The organism is Halorubrum sp. SP9, assembly GCF_005435015.1.
Classification (GTDB): domain Archaea; phylum Halobacteriota; class Halobacteria; order Halobacteriales; family Haloferacaceae; genus Halorubrum; species Halorubrum sodomense.
Window position 1 is genome coordinate 14,408 of sequence record NZ_SGXU01000028.1, and the last position, 16,153, is coordinate 30,560.

A 16,153-nucleotide genomic window follows, 5' to 3' on the forward strand; every position below is an offset into this window, starting at 1 on the left:
GATCGGGCCCACCGCCGCGCCGAGGCGCGCCGTCGCCTCGCAAGGGCCGATCAAAAAGAATATTATTCGGAGCGGGCATGTTTCGGTAGTAGATGAGTTCTGGTCGTACGGCCTTCCAGCCGAACGAGTGGTTCGCGCCGGTGTCGTCGCCTTCGAGGTGCGTCCATGTATGAGCTGACGCCACACTTCGACGCCGAGGTCGAACCCGGGACCAACATTCTGTTGACCGGGCCGCCGCTCAGCGGGAAGCGATCGATCATGATGGACACGCTCGCCGCGGGGACGGACCGCGACGAGGGCGCCATCGTCGTCACCACGAAGGACGGCGCCGACCGGGTGCTCCGCGACTACGAGAAGCGGACGCCATACGAGGGGAAACCCGTCGCGGTCGTCGACTGCGTCACCCGCCAGCAGGGCGGCGACGCGCGCGAGTCTGACCGGATCAAGTACGCCTCCTCCCCGGTGGACATGACGGGGATCGGGATCAAGCTCTCCGAGTTCCTCCAGGCGTTCGGGGACCGCGGTATCGAGCGGAACCGCGTGATGGTCCACTCGCTGTCGACGCTGCTGATGTACGCCGACCTCCAGACCGTGTTCCGGTTCCTCCACGTGTTCACCGGCCGGGTCCAGAGCGTCGACGGCCTCGGGCTGTTCAGCATCGACTCGACGGCCCACGAGGATCAGGCGATGAACACGCTCAAACAGCTGTTCGACGGGATCGTCACCGTCCACGAGGACGCGGAGCCCGAGATCCGTCTCCCCTGATCGCGGTCAGTGAAACCCCTCCACCTCCTCGCCGCGACGATCGGGGGATCCGTTTAATCGCCTCGCGATCGAAGCGGGAACCATGCCAATCACCGACGACGCGGGGCTCGACCGACTGCTCGACGCCGAGACGATAGCGGTCGTCGGCTGTTCGACGACTCCCGGAAAGGCCGCGCACGACGTGCCGGCCTACCTCCAGAAGCGGGGTTACCGGGTGATTCCGGTGAACCCGTTCGCCGACGAGATCCTCGGTGAACCGGCGTACGACGCGATCGGCGACGTCGAAGGCCCGATCGACCTCGTGGACGTGTTCCGGCCGAGCGACGAGGTCCCGGAGATACTCGACGCCGTCCGCGAGCGGCACGCGGCGCGCGGCGACGCTGGTGCGGCCTGGCTCCAACTGGGAATCAGCCACGACGAGGCGGCCGCGGCCGCCGAGGCCGACGGGATCGACGTGGTCCAGGACCGCTGTATCAAGGTCGAACACGGTCGGCTACGCGGATAGCGCCGATCGGGTTGAGGCCGGCGCCGCCGCGGGCGATCGGCGCGCCGCCTACCCTTCCCACTCCTCGAAGCTCCGGTAGACGCCCTTCGAGAGGTAGCGCTCGGAGGAGTCGGGGAAGACGGTGACGACGGCGTCGTGCGGAGCGTCGATCTCGCCGTCGCGCACGTCGCGGGCGACCCGCTTCGCCGCGATGGCGTTCGCGGCCGACGAGGAGGCGACGAGGTGGCCCTCCTCGGCCGCGAGCCGCCCCATCTCCTCGTGGACGTCGCGGTCGTCGATCGCCGCGATCTCGTCGACGAGGTCGGGATCGAACAGCTCGTTCCGCTCGACGTCGTGCGTGCCGATCCCCTCGGTCTTGTACGCCTCGTGCTCGACGTCCTCGCCGAGGAACTCGCGGTACGCCGAGCCGGCGGGCTCGACCGCGACGACGTGGGTGTCCGGGTCCTGCTCGCGGAAGTAGCGGGCCATCCCCATCAGCGTCCCGGCGGTGCCGCAGCCGGCGACGACCGCGCCCACCTCGCCGTCGAGCGCCTCGTCGATCTCGGGCGCCGTCGTCTCGTAGTGCGCCTCGGCGTTGAGCGGGTTCGAGAACTGCTGGGGGACGACCGCGTCGTCGAGCTCCTCGGCGATCCCGTGCGCGCGGTCGATCGCGAGCCCCATCCCGTCCTCGCTCGGCGTGTTCACGACCTCCGCGCCGAGCGCGCGCATGAGCTGCTGTTTCTCGACCGAGAAGCGCTCGGGGACGACGAAGATCGCGTTCAGCCCCAGCTGCTCGGCCGCGACGGCGATCCCGATCCCGGTGTTGCCCGCGGTCGGCTCGACCACGGTGCCGCCCTCGCCGACGTCGCCGCGCTCCAGCATGCGTTCGAGCATGTACTTCCCGATCCGGTCTTTGATGCTCGCGCCGGGGTTGAACGACTCCAGCTTGGCGTACACCGGCACCGCGTCCGGCGCGTCGTGGACGGCGACGAGCGGCGTCTCCCCGATCGTCTCCGACACCGACGACAGGGGCTCCCGATGATCGGTCATAGGCCGGCAAACGTTGCCGCCGGATTTGTGTGTTGCCATCGCTCCGTCCGGATCCGGGGATCCGAAGCGGCGGCGCGGCTTGCCGGGAAGTGGGATCGCGCGGACGATCGCGGCGGACCGCCGCGACCGTCGCGAACCGCCGCGACTGTCCGACCGTGTGACTCCGCGCCGCGGATCGAACACACTTATGCCGGTCGTCCGGCTGCGACACTGTATGAGCGAGACCGATGCGGAGGCCGAGGTGACGGTCGTCCTGCCGGACGGATCAGCGCTGACCGTTCCGGCGGGGTCGACAGTCGAGGACGTCGCCTTCGAGATCGGCCCCGGGCTCGGTCGCGACACCGTCGCGGGGAAGATCGACGGCGAACTCGTCGAGAAGCACGCCGAGGTCGGCGACGGGGACCGGATCGAGATCGTCACCGACCAGTCGGACGAGTACCTCACGGTGTTGCGTCACTCCGCGGCCCACGTGTTCGCGCAGGCGCTCCAGCGGCTCCACCCCGAGGCGACGCTGACGATCGGCCCGCCGACCGACGACGGCTTCTATTACGACGTCACGGACGTCGACGTCGACGAGGACGACCTGGCCGCCATCGAGGACGAGATGGCGGCGATCATCGCGGCCGACTACGACATCGAGCGCGAGGTCCGGTCGCGCGAGGAGGCGAAAGAGATCTACGCCGACAACGAGTACAAACGCCAGATCCTCGACGAGGAGGCCGACGGCGAGGAGGTCACCTTCTACGTCCAAGACGGCTGGGAGGACCTCTGTCAGGGCCCGCACGTCGAGTCGACCGGCGAGATCGGCGCCGCGACCCTGCTGGAGGTGTCGGCCGCCTACTGGCGCGGCGACGAGGAGAACGAGGCGCTGACGCGGGTGTACGGCACCGCCTTCGCGAGCGAGTCCGACCTCGAGGAGTACCTCGAACTGCGCGAGCAGGCCCAGGAGCGCGACCACCGAAAGATCGGCCAGGAGATGAACCTCTTTTCGATCCCCACCGTGACCGGGCCGGGCCTCCCGCTGTACCACCCGCCGGGGAAGACCGTGCTGCGCGAGCTGTCGGAGTTCGCGAACGAGCTCAACCGCGAGAACGGCTACGAGGAGGTCGAGACCCCGCACGTGTTCCGGACGGAGCTGTGGAAGCGGTCGGGCCACTACGAGAACTACGAGGACGACATGTTCCTCCTCGACGTCAACGACGAGGAGTACGGGCTGAAGCCGATGAACTGCCCGGGCCACGCGACGATCTTCGACCAGCAGTCGTGGTCGTACCGCGACCTCCCGCAGCGCTACTTCGAGAACGGGAAGGTGTACCGGAAAGAGCAGCGCGGCGAGCTCTCCGGCCTGTCGCGCGTCTGGTCGTTCACCATCGACGACGGCCACCTGTTCGTCCGTCCCGACCAGATCCGGCAAGAGATCGAGTCGGTGATCGAGATGATATTCGAGGTCGTCGAGACGCTCGACTTAGAGGTCGAGGTCGCCCTCGCGACCCGTCCCGACAAGTCCGTCGGCGGCGACGAGATCTGGGAGTCCGCCGAGGAGCAGCTCCGCGACGTGCTTGAGTCGGGCGGCTACGACTACGACGTCGAGCCCGGCGACGGCGCCTTCTACGGCCCGAAGATCGACTTCGGCTTCGAGGACGCGCTGGGCCGCGTCTGGGACGGGCCCACCGTCCAACTGGACTTCAACATGCCCGACCGGTTCGACCTCACCTACACGGGCGAGGACAACGAGGACCACCAGCCCGTGATGATCCACCGGGCGCTGTACGGCAGCTACGAGCGCTTCTTCATGGTCCTCATCGAGCACTTCGACGGCAACTTCCCGCTGTGGCTCGCGCCGGAGCAGGTCCGGATCCTCCCCGTCTCCGACGAGACGCTCGGCTACGCCCACCGCGTGAAAAACGAGCTCGAAGACGCGGGCTTCCGCGTCGAGGTCGAGGACCGCGACTGGACCGTCGGCCGGAAGATCCGCGCGGGCCACGACGACCGCCTCCCGTACATGGTGATCGTGGGGGACGACGAGCAGGAGGCGGGCACGGTCTCGGTGCGCGACCGCTTCGAGAACCAGCGCGGCGACGTGGACCTCGACGAGTTCGTCGACCACCTCGTCGAGGAACGCGACGAGAAGCGGACGGAACCGGACTTCGTCGACGCCGAGTGAACTCCCGCGTCGCGACCGGGTCGCTGGTGACGCGGGGCGGGGTCAGGCCGACTCGACGCCGGTGATCTCGAACCGGGCGCCGCCCTCCTCCGACTCGACCGCGCGCACGTCCCAGCCGTGCGCCTCGGCGATCTCCGCGACGATGTTCAGGCCGAACCCCGTTCCGTCCGTCGCCGTCGTGAACCCGGTCTCGAACACCCGCTCGCGGTCGTCTTCGGGGATTCCCGGTCCGTCGTCACTCACGTAGAACCCGTCGCCGTCGGCGAGCGGCCCGACGGTGACGGTCACGTCGTCGCCGCCGTGTTCGACGGCGTTTCGGAACAGGTTCTCCAACAGCTGTCGGAGCCGCGCCTCGTCGGCCAGAACCTCGAGTTCCTCGACGGTCGCCCCGAGCGTGCCGCCTCGCTTGTCGGTCGTCTCCCAGGCGGCGGTCGCGAGGGCGACGAGGTCGACCGGCTCCGGGTCGTCGACGGCGTTCCCCTCGCGCGCCAGCGCGAGCAGGTCCTCGATGAGCGTCTCCATCCGCGAGAGCGACCGCCGGATCGGCTCGACGTGCTCGCTGTCGGACTCCTCCGCGAGGAGGTCGACCCGGCCCCTCGCGGCCGTGATCGGGTTCCGGAGGTCGTGGCTCACGACGCTCACGAACTCGTCGAGCCGGTCGCGCTCGCGTTCGAGCCGCTCGGCCGCGCGCTGCCGCTCCAGTTCGTAGCTCACCCAGCGCGTCAGCAGCTCGACGAACGTCCGCTGGGTGTCCGTGAACGGCTCGCCCCGCGGGGTCGTGGCGGCGAAACAGAGCGTCCCGTACCGATCGCCGTCGTCCTCGACCTTCCCGCCGATGTACGTCTCGAGCCCGAAGTTCTCGTGAGCGGGGTCCCCTGCCCACCCCTCTTCGGTCGCGTTGACCACCGTCAACAGCGTGTCGCGCTCGATGGTCCGCTTACAGTACGCCTCGTCGAGCGGGCAGGTCTCGCCCGGCTGTAACAGGGGGTGTTCGGCGTGCGACACCTCCACGTGTTGCGTCGCGTCTTCGATCCGAGTGAGAAAGCCGTTCGGCACGTCGAGGTACTCGCAGCCGAGCGCCAGGATGGCCTCGACCTTCTGCTCGAACGTGCGGTCGTGGTCGGACGAGACCGCGTAGAGCCGTTGGATGGCGCGGAGACTCTCCTCCTGCCGCTGCTCCAGCTCGCGGCGGTCGGTGACGTCGCGGAGATAGACGGAGAGGCCGCTGTCGGACGGGAAGACGCGCGCCTCGAACCAGGTGTCTAACGGCTCGTAGTACGAGTCGAACGAGACGGGCTCCTGGGTCGTCATGGCCCGGTGGTACTCGTCGTGGAACTCCGTGTCGGCGGATCCGGGGATCGAGTCCCAGAGGTGGCACCCCTCGACCGATCCCGTCGGGCCGACCGCGTCGTCGCTCATCGCGGCTCGGAGGATCCGACGCCCTTCCTCGTTCGCGTACGTGACCGTCCAGCCCGAGTCGAGGGCGAAAAACCCGTCTGCCATCCGATCGAGGACCGTTTGGAGGTCCTGATCGGAGGTCGATCCACGCGCCGGGTCGGACATGCGAGCGGGTACGCGGCGCGGCGGTTTAGGTGCCCCGGATTCGCGGAGGGGAACCGGCTCGCAGACGGCGCTCCCTGCCGACGCGCGACGGGCCTCGCTCGACGAGCGGGGCCGTTTCGCGCCGAACGTCCCCGGTTCCGTCGGACTTTTCACGCCGCTCGTCCCGATCCGACGTATGTCGAACGCCCGCACCGAACGCGACGCCGACGAGCGAGCGCCCGAGGTCGGGGAGCTGACGCCGCCGGACCGCACGCTGATGGGCCCCGGTCCGAGCGACGTCCACCCGCGCGTCCTGAAGGCGATGAGCACGCCGCTGGTCGGCCACCTCGACCCCTCGTTCGTCGAGATCATGGACGAGGTCCAGGAGCTGCTGCGGTACACCTTCCGGACGGACAACCGGTGGACGATCCCGGTCTCGGGGACCGGGTCGGCGTCGATGGAGGCCGCCATCGGCAACCTGGTCGAGCCGGGCGACACGATGCTCGTCCCGACGAACGGCTACTTCGGCGGGCGGATGAAGTCGATGGCCGAGCGCGCGGGCGGCGAGGTCGTCGAGGTGTCGGCGCCGTGGGGCGACCCCCTCGACCCCGTCGACGTCGAGCGCGCGTTCGACGCGCACCAGCCGGACGTGTTCGGGTTCGTCCACGCGGAGACGTCGACGGGCGTCCTCCAGCCGAACGTCCCCGAGCTGACCGACATCGCGCACGACCACGACGCGTTCGTGATAGCCGACTGCGTCACCTCGCTCGGCGGCGTCGAGATGCGCGTCGACGAGTGGGACGTCGACGTGGCCTACTCCGGTCCGCAGAAGTGCCTCTCGTGTCCGCCCGGCGCGAGCCCGCTCACCCTCAACGACCGCGCGATGGACAAGGTGCTGGACCGCGAGGAGCGCCCTCGGTCGTGGTACCTCGACCTCTCGCTGCTCGAGGGGTACTGGGGCGACGACCGCTCGTACCACCACACCGCGCCGATCACGAACGTGTACGCGCTCCGCGAGGCGCTCCGCCTCGTCGCCGAGGAGGGGATCGAGTCGCGATGGGCCCGCCACAGATCGGTCGCCGGTGACCTGAAGGCTGGTCTTCAGAACCTGGGCCTCGAGATGAACGCCCCCGACGAGTACTGGCTCCCGAGCCTGAACGCGGTACAGGTACCTGACGGCGTCGACGACGGGGCCGTCATCGACGGCCTCCTCGACGAGTACGACCTGGAGATCGCCTCGGGCCTCGGCGACCTGGAGGGCGACATCTGGCGGATCGGCTGTATGGGCTACTCCGCCCGGCCGAAGAACGTCGAGTACGTCCTCGCCGCGCTGGAGGACGCGCTCGCGGCGCAGGGGCACGAGGCCTGAAGCGGGGGCGAGGGCGCACCGGGATCGCCACCCCGGCGAGCGAACGGGACCGCTCCGTCAAGGCGACGGCGAGGAGACGCGCGACCCTCCGATCGAGGCGTTCCACTTCGTCGGAGGTGAACAGTTGCGGTGCTCTGGTCGAGTCGCGAGGCGTCCTACCACGCCGTCAGCGCAGCGCGCCCGTGTTCGTTGGCGAGGATCGCGAGGAACGTGAGGACGCCGGTGATCGCGAACGCGCCGCCGACGTAGAAGACGGAGCCCATGCTCACCTCGACCATCAGCCAGCCGGCGATGAGGGGTCCGGCCACGGATCCGGGGCGCCACACCAGTTCGCGGATGCCGAAGCTGGATGCGACGCTGCCGTCGTCGGTCCCCTCGTCCGCGAACAGCGCCATGCTCGCCGGCTCGCGGAAGGAGTCGGCGACGCCGAGCAGCCCCGAGAAGGCGACCAGCGGGAGGTACGCGGGCGGCAACTCACCGAGGATCGGGAGCGTCACGCCGGCGCCGACCGCGGTTCCGATGGCGGCCGAAAACGGGATCCCCATCGCGATCGCCCCGTAAGCGCCGCCGCCGGCGAAGACGAACAGCGACCGCCCGTAGGCGTCCGAGAGCCGGCCGGTGAACAGCTGCCCGACCATGTTCGTCGCCTTCTCGGCGGTGACGGTGACGCCGATGGCGATACCGGTGACGCCGAGGCCGCCGGCGGCCATCTCCGTGCTGACGTAGATCGGAACCCACGTCCGAACCATCGTCACGGCGAAGGCGTACTGGGCGCGGAAGCCCGTCATCGTGAGGATCCGGCGGCTGACGGCGAGATCCGAGAACGGGAACCCCTCGACGCGCGTGTCGTCCTCGTCGAGGACGGCCCAGGTGACACTCCACGCCGCGACCATCAGCACCGTGATGATCGTGAAAATCGGACCGAAACCGACCGCGTCGTAGATCCCCCCGGCCGACAGCGAGCCGACGATGGAGGCCGCGAAGGAGGCGGCGTTCGCCTTCCCGATCTTTTCGGCGCGGGAGCCCACGTCGGCGATCTGTCCGACCAGCGACAGCGTCATCAGCCCCGCGCCGGTGACCGCGAACCCCTGAAGGGCGCGGACGAGGATGAACGAACCGGAGGAGTCGACGAGCGGGAACAGCGCGTACACGCCGGCACCGACCGCCAGCACGGCCAGGAGGACGGTGCGCTTGTCGTATCGGTCGCCGGCCCACGCCAGCGGAACGACCGCGACCGTCTGCGCGAGCGTGAATCCCGTGGTGTACATCCCGATGACGAACCCGGCCGAGACGGTGACGCCCAGCACCGTCGTCGCCTGCGGGTCGAGCGTGTTGATGTACGTCCCCAACAGGGTGATGAGCGTAATGAACCCGAATCCCTCCGCGAATCGGGTGAGGTAGAGCGCCCAGAACTGCGAGCGACTCGCCCCGTCGGTCGCGTTGCTCACACCGGATCGCCGCCCACCGCCTCAAAAGGGGTTACGATTCGAAACCTTTCGGGCGTCGAGAGACCGAGGAACCGCCGTCGCATTTATTATCGCCTCGGAGAGACGCGCTCGTGCGGGCGAATCAGCCTGCGATCGCTGTCCCGAGTGCGACCTCTCCGACTCCCGTGCCGACGATATCTGTCCGGAGTGCGGGGCGCGAATCGGCGGCCACGACGCCTCGACCGACCGCTGAACCGACGCCTCGACCGACCCCGGTGCCCTCGCACCGCCTCGCTCACATCGTGTCGGCGTACTTGTCCCGCCGGTAGAGGTCGATCTCCTGTGCCGACGAGCCGGGCCGCGACGCGGCGAAGGCGATGGCCTCGGCGACCTCCTCGGGTTCGGTGGCGCTGCCCGGCTCGAACCGCTCCTCGAACGCCTCGCCGTCCTCGCTGCCGAACTCGGTCCGGACCTCCGAGGGGTTGACGACCGAGACCGCCACGCCGTCGTCGCCGGCCTGCGCCGCGACGCTGTGGGCGAATCCGCGGATCCACCACTTGGTGGCGGCGTACACCGGGTTGAACGGTCGGGGGAACTCCCCGGCGAAGCTGCCGACCGCGACGAGCGTCCCCCCGCTCTCCTTGAGGTGCGGGAGCGCCTCGCGCGTGAGGAAGAACGCCCCGTCGACGTTCGTCTCCTGCATCGCGAAGTACTCCTCGTCGGTCATCGACGCCACGTCGCTCCCGCGGGCGAGCCCCGCGTTGACGACGGCGACGTCGAGGCCGCCGAACGACTCGACCGCGGTCTCGACCGCCGCCGCCGAGGTGGCCGTCTCGCGCACGTCGCCGTCGGCGACGACCGCCTCGACGCCGTATTCCGAGCGCACGTCCTCCGCGACCGACTCCAGCGCCTCGCGCCGCCGCGCGACGAGGACGAGGTTCGTCCCACGCTCCGCGAGCGCGTGCGCCGTCGCTTCGCCGATTCCAGAGCTCGCTCCGGTTATCACCGCCGCCGCCTCGTCGAGGTCCGTCGTGGACGCTCGATCGGCAGCGGGGGTGATAAAATATCACCGTCGCGCGCTCCCGCACAGAGCGGTCCGCAGTCCCGCGGTCAGAACTCGTCGGCGGTGCTCACGTGGAGGCCGACGAAGCGCCACCCCTCGTCCCGTCGGGCGAGCGTCCCGCTCCACCGAGTGTCGAACTCGCGGCGTCGCCCCGTCTCCGCGTCCGTCCACGCCATCGCGACCGCGTCGCTGAACCACGCGTGGTCGCCGCGCTCCGTGACGCGGAGGTCGCGGCTGGTCACGCGCCAGTCCGTCGTGGTCTCGGTCTGCGTCCGGAGTCCCTCGCGGATCCGGTCGCTCCCGATGAGCCGTTCCGAGACGCCGAACTTGACGTACGGGTCGTCGCCGTCGCGCTCGTCGGCGACGTACGGCGCAAGCGGGTCGCCCGCACGGAGCGCGTCGTAGTACGAGCGGACGGTCTCGCGTGCGTTCATACGGGACGCCACGCGCTCGGCGGAGAAGTGTTCGGGGGTCGCGGGCGGTCCGCGCTCTCGGATCCCGCCGACCGCGACCGCGACGCTAGCCGTCGCCCCGAGAGGTCAGTTCCCGTGACCGGTCCGCGCCGAGGCCGCGGAGGACGTGTGCGAGTTCGTAGTCGGCGGCCGCGACGACCGCGTCGAGGTCGTCGTATCGGTCCGTCCCGACGCCGCGGCAGCCGACCGTCTTGTCCACTCTGACGGTCCCGTCACCGAGCACGTCCGGGCGGACGGTCAGCTTCGCCGCGGTACAAGGGCTCTCGCCGCTCGGGAGCCGATACTCGACCGTGCCCGTCATGTCGGCGGTGCTCGTCCACTCTCCCGGCGCCGGCGGGAGTCGATCCCGGAGTACGTCCGGGTCCGCCGCCTCCGCGGTCTCTAACTCCATATTCACCGGTAGGCTAGGGCGTCTTTAGACGTTGCGCCGGGGCGGCGTCGAGTCGACCCGAACCCCCGGCTGCCAGCACGTCGGGCATGACGGCGAGTCAGCGGACCGACAACGCGACGCCCCGGCGGGTCGGACTGGCGGCGCCCCAGAGGCCTTATCGATCGCCGTCTCACGGGACGACATCGGTCGCGTCACAGGATGCGTCGGTCGTCCGCGCTACGTTTCGAACGCGGTCGCGCGGCGTCGGCCTACGCGTCCAGCTCGTCGAGCTTCTGGCGGATCTCTTCGAGCTTGAAGTACGACGCGACCGCGAGGATGGTCGTGGGCCAGAGCCCGACGAACTGTCCGCGCTGTTTGTCTCCGCGGACGTAGTAGAAGTACAGGGCGAGCGCGACGGAGCCGATCGACGCGATCACGGCGGTTCCCAGTCCGTTCGCGTCGATATCGTCTACGACCTCGGTCGGAACGTCGTCTGAATCAACCATATATTCAGGTGGTTCTATAACCGTAAAGAGGTTTCCCCGGACCGGCTCAGCCGTTCGGACTCGACCCCTCCTGAGTCGGCTCTTCCGACGCGCTCCCCGGGTCGGAGTCGCGTTCCCGCGGCCCGGTCCGTCGGGTCTTCTTCCAAGTCAAGTAGACCTCCGCGAACGCCAAGGCGCTGAGCAGCACCCCGGCGCAGATCATCATCGTGTCCGCGTCGATGGACGCCATGTGTTACCGTACATCCTCGACAGGTAAATGCTCCACCGGCGATGCGCGTGGCTGACGCCCGGTCGGCGACGAGCCGCCGCCGACCGGTGCGCGGCCGCCGACGGAGGGAGAGGGCACGGCGGAGCTCCCGCTGCCGGTGGCAATCAGCTCCTTCCCCTCAGGCCTCTTCACCAGCTACTTCGCGAAGTGAGGCGAGGAGAGAGACGCGCTCGATCGATCGTGGTCGCGCTCAAGTGCTTCCGGAACAAAATGATCGCATGACTGGTGACCCGGAGCGCATCGCGGGCGTCGAAGATGTTGACTGTACGGGCCGGCAGGCATTCGTGACCGGCTCGACGAGCGGGATCGGTCGTACCGCGGCGCTCGCCTTGGGACGGCTCGGCACCGACGTGATCGTCCACGGCCGCGACCGAGAGGCGGGGCGAGCGGTCGTTGACGAGCTCGCCGCGGCGGGCGCTGACGGGCGGTTCGTCCGGGCCGACTTCGCCGACCTCGGTTCCGTGCGCGAACTGGCCGCGACCGTGCGCGACGGGACCGACGGTCTCGACGTCCTGATCAACAACGCCGGCGGGTTCTTCCGCGACGGGAGGACGACCGAGCTCGGCGTCGAGTACACCTTTCACGTGAACCACCTCGCGCCGTACCTGTTGACCGCCGAGCTTCTCGACCACCTGCGCCCCGATGCCCGGGTCGTCACCACGGCATCGGCCGCGCACCGGGGGACGGTGCTGGACCTCACGCGGGTCCGGGCGGTCGATGGCTACTCCGCCACGTGGGCGTACGGCCACTCCAAGCTCGCGAACGTCCTGTTCGCGAGGGAGCTCGCCGCCCGGCTCGCCGCGGCCGGCCGAGACGTCACCTCCAACAGCGTCCATCCGGGTGCGATCCCGGGCAGCGGGTTCAGCCGGTTCCTCCCGGGACCGGTACCGCGTCTCCTGGGCACGCTCGACCGGCTCCCGTTCGTGACCAGCGTCGCGGAGGGGGCCGCCGAGCTCCTCCTCCCGGCGCTGTCGCCGGAGACGGCGGACGTCTCGGGGCGGTACTTCGCCGACCGGCGCCCGGCGACGCCGTCGCGAGCCGCCCGCGACGAGACCGCCGTGCGCCGGCTCTGGGAGGTGAGCGCCGAGCTGCTCGGCGTCGGGCTCCCGCTGGCAGCGGCGGAGCCCGGCCAAGACGCGTCGCAGAGGGCTCCCTGACGAGTTCGAGGTGCCCCCCACGCTCTGGTCCCCCGTCTCAGTCCATCGGACAGCGGTCGATGCCGAGGGCGCGGTACAGCAGGCACCGCCGCGTGGCGCCCTCAACGACGAGCACGGCGCCGGCGACGGCGAGCCCGACGGCGGAGACGACGGGCACGCTGACGTCCGTCGTCGCGACGAGGACGGCGAGAAGCGCGACGGCGACGCCGCCGCCGATCCGGGCCATCGCGTCGATCCGGCCGACGTTTCGTTTCACATCGGATTGTCGGTGCCGCGCCGGCAAAAGCGTTGAGCCGGACGCCCGGGTCGGCGCCGGTGCCGACCGCCAGAACCCGACCGCGAGCGCCGCGTCCCGGGCGCGACCGAGAGTTTAATCGTCCGGAATTCGTATGTTGTGTCGTACCATGTGCCATGGATACCACGCAGACGAATGGTCCGGAGACGACGAAGCGGAGTCCGAAGAGGTCGTCGAGCACCCGTCGCTCTCCGAACCGGAAGAGGCCACCGACGTGGAGATCCTGACTGACGGCGGCGACGAGTGACCGGCCGCAGGCGGTGCGGTTCAGACCGCGGTCGGTCCGGCGCAGGCGAGACGCGGTCCGCCCGACGGGTCGCGTCGCTCACCATTTCGAAGAAGCGGGCCGGGCGCGATCGTGAACTACGAAAAAACGATCGCTCGCTTCGCTCGCGCTGCGACTTCTCTACTTCAAATCGCTTCCGTCCGGTTCCCTCACCGCATCGCTGTCGCTCTGCGGTTCAGTGTACGGGCCGGGCGCGAATACGTTCTGCGTAAGGCGCCGGGGTACAGCGGTCCCCGGACGCTTACACAGAACTCTCTGCCGTCTGTGCTACCGCGCACAGACAGGCACAGTAAACACGCGACCGACGGATTAAGCAAGATCGGCTCCTCCCGGACGAGGTACTCTGTGTGCCCCCACGGTTGGCATCGCACACGAGCCATGCCCGAACTTGAACCTATTGAACCTGAACGAGGCGTAGAACTGTATCTCAAACACCGCGCAGACGACTGTGCCGACTCAACTCTCAACGCACATCGACTTCGGCTCAAACACCTACTCCGATGGTGTGAAGAGCAGGATATAACAAATCTCAACGAACTCACTGGACGACGTCTTCATGAGTACCGCCTCTGGCGAAAAGAAGAGGGCGACCTCAATCGCGCGTCTGTTCGGACCCAGATGTCTACGCTCAGAGCCTTCCTCGATTTCTGCGCCCAGATCGACGCCGTTGAGATGGGACTCAAGGAAACGGTTGATGTTCCAGAGCTCGATAAGGGCGAAAACGCGCGATCAGTACACATCGATAATGATCACGCCGAACAGATTCTATCTCGACTGGCCAAGTATGAGTATGCGAGCCTTCGACACGTACTCATCCTGCTGCTGTGGAAAACGGGAGTGAGAACAGGGACTGTGCGAAGTATCAATGTAGACGATGTCGCGAGTGACGATGGATACATCGAAGTCAGACATCGACCAGACTATGGAACTCCACTGAAGAACAAATCCTCTGGAGAGAGGTTCATCGCAATCTCTGATGAGACAGGACGGATCCTAACCGATTGGATAGAGGAGCAACATCCAGGTACAGAAGATGAACACGGTCAGACACCACTGCTGGCCACTAGCTATGGTCGAATTAGCCGGAGTAATATCCGGAAGAACTCATACTGGGCGACGAGACCGCAGTTCGTCGGAGAGGAGTGTCAATGCGAGGTTGAGGATCATTCGTACGACAAAGTCCATGAGTGTGAAGACGCGGTAAGCCCTCACGCGCTTCGGAGGGGATGTATCACCCACTTACTGCGATCTGACGTACCTCGTCCTGTTGTGTCTGAACGAGCAAACGTGAGTGGTGATGTTCTCGAGAAGCACTACGATCAGACCAGTTTGGAAGAGCAAATGAACATGCGGAGGGACCACTTAGATAACATCTAGTCATCCATCGCCAGTATTAGATATCTAATTTAATCCGAATGACTAGGTCACCAATATAGTCTAGCCGTTCAGATTACCTTATGCTACTCATGACTCAGTAAGCACGTCACGAACACAAACATATCCACACAGCCTCGCCTCCGCCTGTCGTGGTATGCCAGCAGATTTCGGACGTTCCGCTCCGCCTCCGCAGGTCGGTTATACCCGCAGAGGCTCAATCACTGCCTCCGCTCCGCGTTTACTATTGTATTCAAAGTGTCTGTGCCAAGGACACGTGCCTTCCGAAACGCACACCAGTAGAAGCTAAGAGATCTATGTCAACGACAACAAATCTGGCTCCCTCCTGAGAAATCACACCTGGTTCATCCTAACTCCCTTCACTATACATTACCTTCGGGGGAATCAAACGTTAGAGGGCTTGTAGAGCACTTTTAGTATAATTGTTAAAAAACGGATGGGTTGGTTCGGAGTATATTGATGACGATCGTGTCCTACTACGTGGATGTGCTCACTCGACCCATCCGCTCACTCAGGGAGCTCATAGTTTTCCCTGATGTGGTCCACCAATTGTCGGAACTGGCGCCCAGTAGCACCGATGATATCGAACTCATCGGCGAGTGATTTAATGTCAGGCCACCAAGGGCTCTCTTTGATATCTGCCAAGCCCAGACTGCGGAACTCTGCCAACGCTTCTATTGTGAAGCCGACAATTGCCCCGTTGATACCCCCGTATCGGTTGAACTCTACGAGATCACGATTGTGGATCAGATAGAGGACGTGATTACGGACCCATTCTGGAACCTCCAACTGCTGGAGGCATGTATCCGCTAGACGGTGCTTGTATCGAGCAAAGCTCGAGACAATCTCGGTGTTAACTGAGCTATCCGCATAGTCATCGAGGTCGTCGCCGAGCGAGGGATCGCTGGGGTCAATATCTTGCCCTCTGTCGATCCGCCATATCCGTTGGAAGAGTTGTCGGCGCTGCTCTGAAGCGTTTTCTTCCAAGTCATCGGCAGCAAACCATGTCATCGATATTTTCTCGCCAAGCAGGAGCTGCCCGCTATTATGTTCGCAGTGGTTCTCCTTCGCATCAACCGCAGCTGCGGGGTTTCCGGCGCCCTTAGGGTCAGACCATGCGCTGGTTCGATGGTCATCTCTTGGGTCAGCTGATGTACGTGTGACTCGAGACTCCGATGTGTTCTGAGTAGATTGTGTGGAACTCATTGTACCATCACACGGTGCTCTACCCCAAACCAAGACCCAACCAACTTCGCCAGCGATTGGTATCGCTATCCTACGGCTACACGGCGCTGGTAGGGCGCGTTGTGTATCCGGTCGCGGTTGTTGGGCCCCAGTAAGGGGAGGTTGTAGAGCAGTGCGTGCGACGGTTGCCTACGAAAGGCCGACTACACGCTAACGTCTGCTCTGTTGGGACAAAACTGTTTCCCACCAGAGGTATACGTTGTTCAGCAGGTACGGTGGTTAACAAAAAACACGAGAGTTCTGCTGTGTTGAATAGCGATCTAATCAGCTGTTATCACGGAGTAGAAGGACGAA

The 16,153-nt window shown here is 66.6% G+C and carries 17 protein-coding genes; 7 read left to right on the forward strand and 10 right to left on the reverse strand.

What is annotated here, in order from left to right:
• The first annotated feature begins 165 nt into the window (after positions 1-165).
• Positions 166-765: a recombinase RecA gene (locus EXE45_RS13195; RefSeq protein WP_092922065.1), complete on the forward strand. Its 600-nt coding sequence runs from the start codon at positions 166-168 to the stop codon at positions 763-765.
• Between the two features lie 82 nt (positions 766-847).
• Positions 848-1,270, forward strand: a complete 423-nt coding sequence (locus EXE45_RS13200) for a CoA-binding protein (RefSeq protein ID WP_092922062.1) — start codon at positions 848-850, stop codon at positions 1,268-1,270.
• A gap of 48 nt (positions 1,271-1,318) precedes the next feature.
• On the opposite strand, the gene EXE45_RS13205 is transcribed toward EXE45_RS13200, so the two are convergent.
• On the reverse strand, positions 1,319-2,299 hold the full coding sequence (locus EXE45_RS13205; RefSeq protein WP_137694600.1) for a PLP-dependent cysteine synthase family protein: 981 nt from the start codon (positions 2,297-2,299) through the stop codon (positions 1,319-1,321).
• A 187-nt stretch (positions 2,300-2,486) separates the two neighbouring features.
• On the opposite strand from EXE45_RS13205, the gene thrS reads away from it, so the two are divergent.
• The gene (gene thrS / locus EXE45_RS13210) at positions 2,487-4,463 is read left to right on the forward strand and encodes a threonine--tRNA ligase (RefSeq protein ID WP_174549005.1); all 1,977 of its coding nucleotides are present in this window, start codon (positions 2,487-2,489) and stop codon (positions 4,461-4,463) included.
• Positions 4,464-4,505: 42 nt separating this feature from the next.
• Here thrS and EXE45_RS13215 read toward each other — a convergent pair whose 3' ends face one another.
• Positions 4,506-6,026, reverse strand: a complete 1,521-nt coding sequence (locus EXE45_RS13215; RefSeq protein WP_137694601.1) for an ATP-binding protein — start codon at positions 6,024-6,026, stop codon at positions 4,506-4,508.
• A 175-nt stretch (positions 6,027-6,201) separates the two neighbouring features.
• Here EXE45_RS13215 and EXE45_RS13220 point away from each other — a divergent pair, with 175 nt between their 5' ends.
• Positions 6,202-7,374, forward strand: coding sequence for an alanine--glyoxylate aminotransferase family protein (locus EXE45_RS13220; protein WP_092922050.1), 1,173 nt, complete (start codon positions 6,202-6,204; stop codon positions 7,372-7,374).
• A 155-nt stretch (positions 7,375-7,529) separates the two neighbouring features.
• Here EXE45_RS13220 and EXE45_RS13230 read toward each other — a convergent pair whose 3' ends face one another.
• The 6 genes from EXE45_RS13230 to EXE45_RS13260 all read right to left on the reverse strand — a co-directional run bounded on the left by EXE45_RS13230 (position 7,530) and on the right by EXE45_RS13260 (position 11,442).
• Positions 7,530-8,822 carry an MFS transporter gene (locus EXE45_RS13230; RefSeq protein ID WP_137694602.1) on the reverse strand — a complete coding sequence of 431 codons (1,293 nt, stop codon included), beginning with the start codon at positions 8,820-8,822 and terminating at the stop codon, positions 7,530-7,532.
• Positions 8,823-9,096: 274 nt separating this feature from the next.
• Positions 9,097-9,807, reverse strand: coding sequence for an SDR family oxidoreductase (locus EXE45_RS13240; RefSeq protein WP_241989483.1), 711 nt, complete (start codon positions 9,805-9,807; stop codon positions 9,097-9,099).
• A 104-nt stretch (positions 9,808-9,911) separates the two neighbouring features.
• The gene (locus tag EXE45_RS13245; protein ID WP_092922041.1) at positions 9,912-10,298 is read right to left on the reverse strand and encodes a nuclear transport factor 2 family protein; all 387 of its coding nucleotides are present in this window, start codon (positions 10,296-10,298) and stop codon (positions 9,912-9,914) included.
• Between the two features lie 85 nt (positions 10,299-10,383).
• The gene (locus EXE45_RS13250; protein WP_137694605.1) at positions 10,384-10,728 is read right to left on the reverse strand and encodes a hypothetical protein; all 345 of its coding nucleotides are present in this window, start codon (positions 10,726-10,728) and stop codon (positions 10,384-10,386) included.
• A 248-nt stretch (positions 10,729-10,976) separates the two neighbouring features.
• Entirely contained in the window at positions 10,977-11,213 is a 237-nt protein-coding gene (locus tag EXE45_RS13255; protein ID WP_092922035.1) for a hypothetical protein, read from the reverse strand.
• A gap of 46 nt (positions 11,214-11,259) precedes the next feature.
• Positions 11,260-11,442: a hypothetical protein gene (locus EXE45_RS13260; RefSeq protein WP_137694606.1), complete on the reverse strand. Its 183-nt coding sequence runs from the start codon at positions 11,440-11,442 to the stop codon at positions 11,260-11,262.
• 257 nt (positions 11,443-11,699) lie between these two features.
• Here EXE45_RS13260 and EXE45_RS13265 point away from each other — a divergent pair, with 257 nt between their 5' ends.
• Positions 11,700-12,638 carry an SDR family NAD(P)-dependent oxidoreductase gene (locus EXE45_RS13265; protein WP_137694607.1) on the forward strand — a complete coding sequence of 313 codons (939 nt, stop codon included), beginning with the start codon at positions 11,700-11,702 and terminating at the stop codon, positions 12,636-12,638.
• A gap of 37 nt (positions 12,639-12,675) precedes the next feature.
• On the opposite strand, the gene EXE45_RS13270 is transcribed toward EXE45_RS13265, so the two are convergent.
• Complete coding sequence (locus EXE45_RS13270; RefSeq protein WP_092922030.1) at positions 12,676-12,894, reverse strand: DUF2892 domain-containing protein; 219 nt, start codon at positions 12,892-12,894, stop codon at positions 12,676-12,678.
• Between the two features lie 148 nt (positions 12,895-13,042).
• On the opposite strand from EXE45_RS13270, the gene EXE45_RS19660 reads away from it, so the two are divergent.
• Positions 13,043-13,180, forward strand: a complete 138-nt coding sequence (locus EXE45_RS19660) for a hypothetical protein (protein WP_158294268.1) — start codon at positions 13,043-13,045, stop codon at positions 13,178-13,180.
• Between the two features lie 417 nt (positions 13,181-13,597).
• Positions 13,598-14,596 (forward strand): site-specific integrase, encoded by a 999-nt coding sequence (locus EXE45_RS13275; RefSeq protein ID WP_137694608.1) that lies wholly within the window; start codon positions 13,598-13,600, stop codon positions 14,594-14,596.
• Positions 14,597-15,121: 525 nt separating this feature from the next.
• Here EXE45_RS13275 and EXE45_RS13280 read toward each other — a convergent pair.
• Positions 15,122-15,820: a hypothetical protein gene (locus EXE45_RS13280; RefSeq protein ID WP_137694609.1), complete on the reverse strand. Its 699-nt coding sequence runs from the start codon at positions 15,818-15,820 to the stop codon at positions 15,122-15,124.
• Positions 15,821-16,153: the final 333 nt, after the last annotated feature.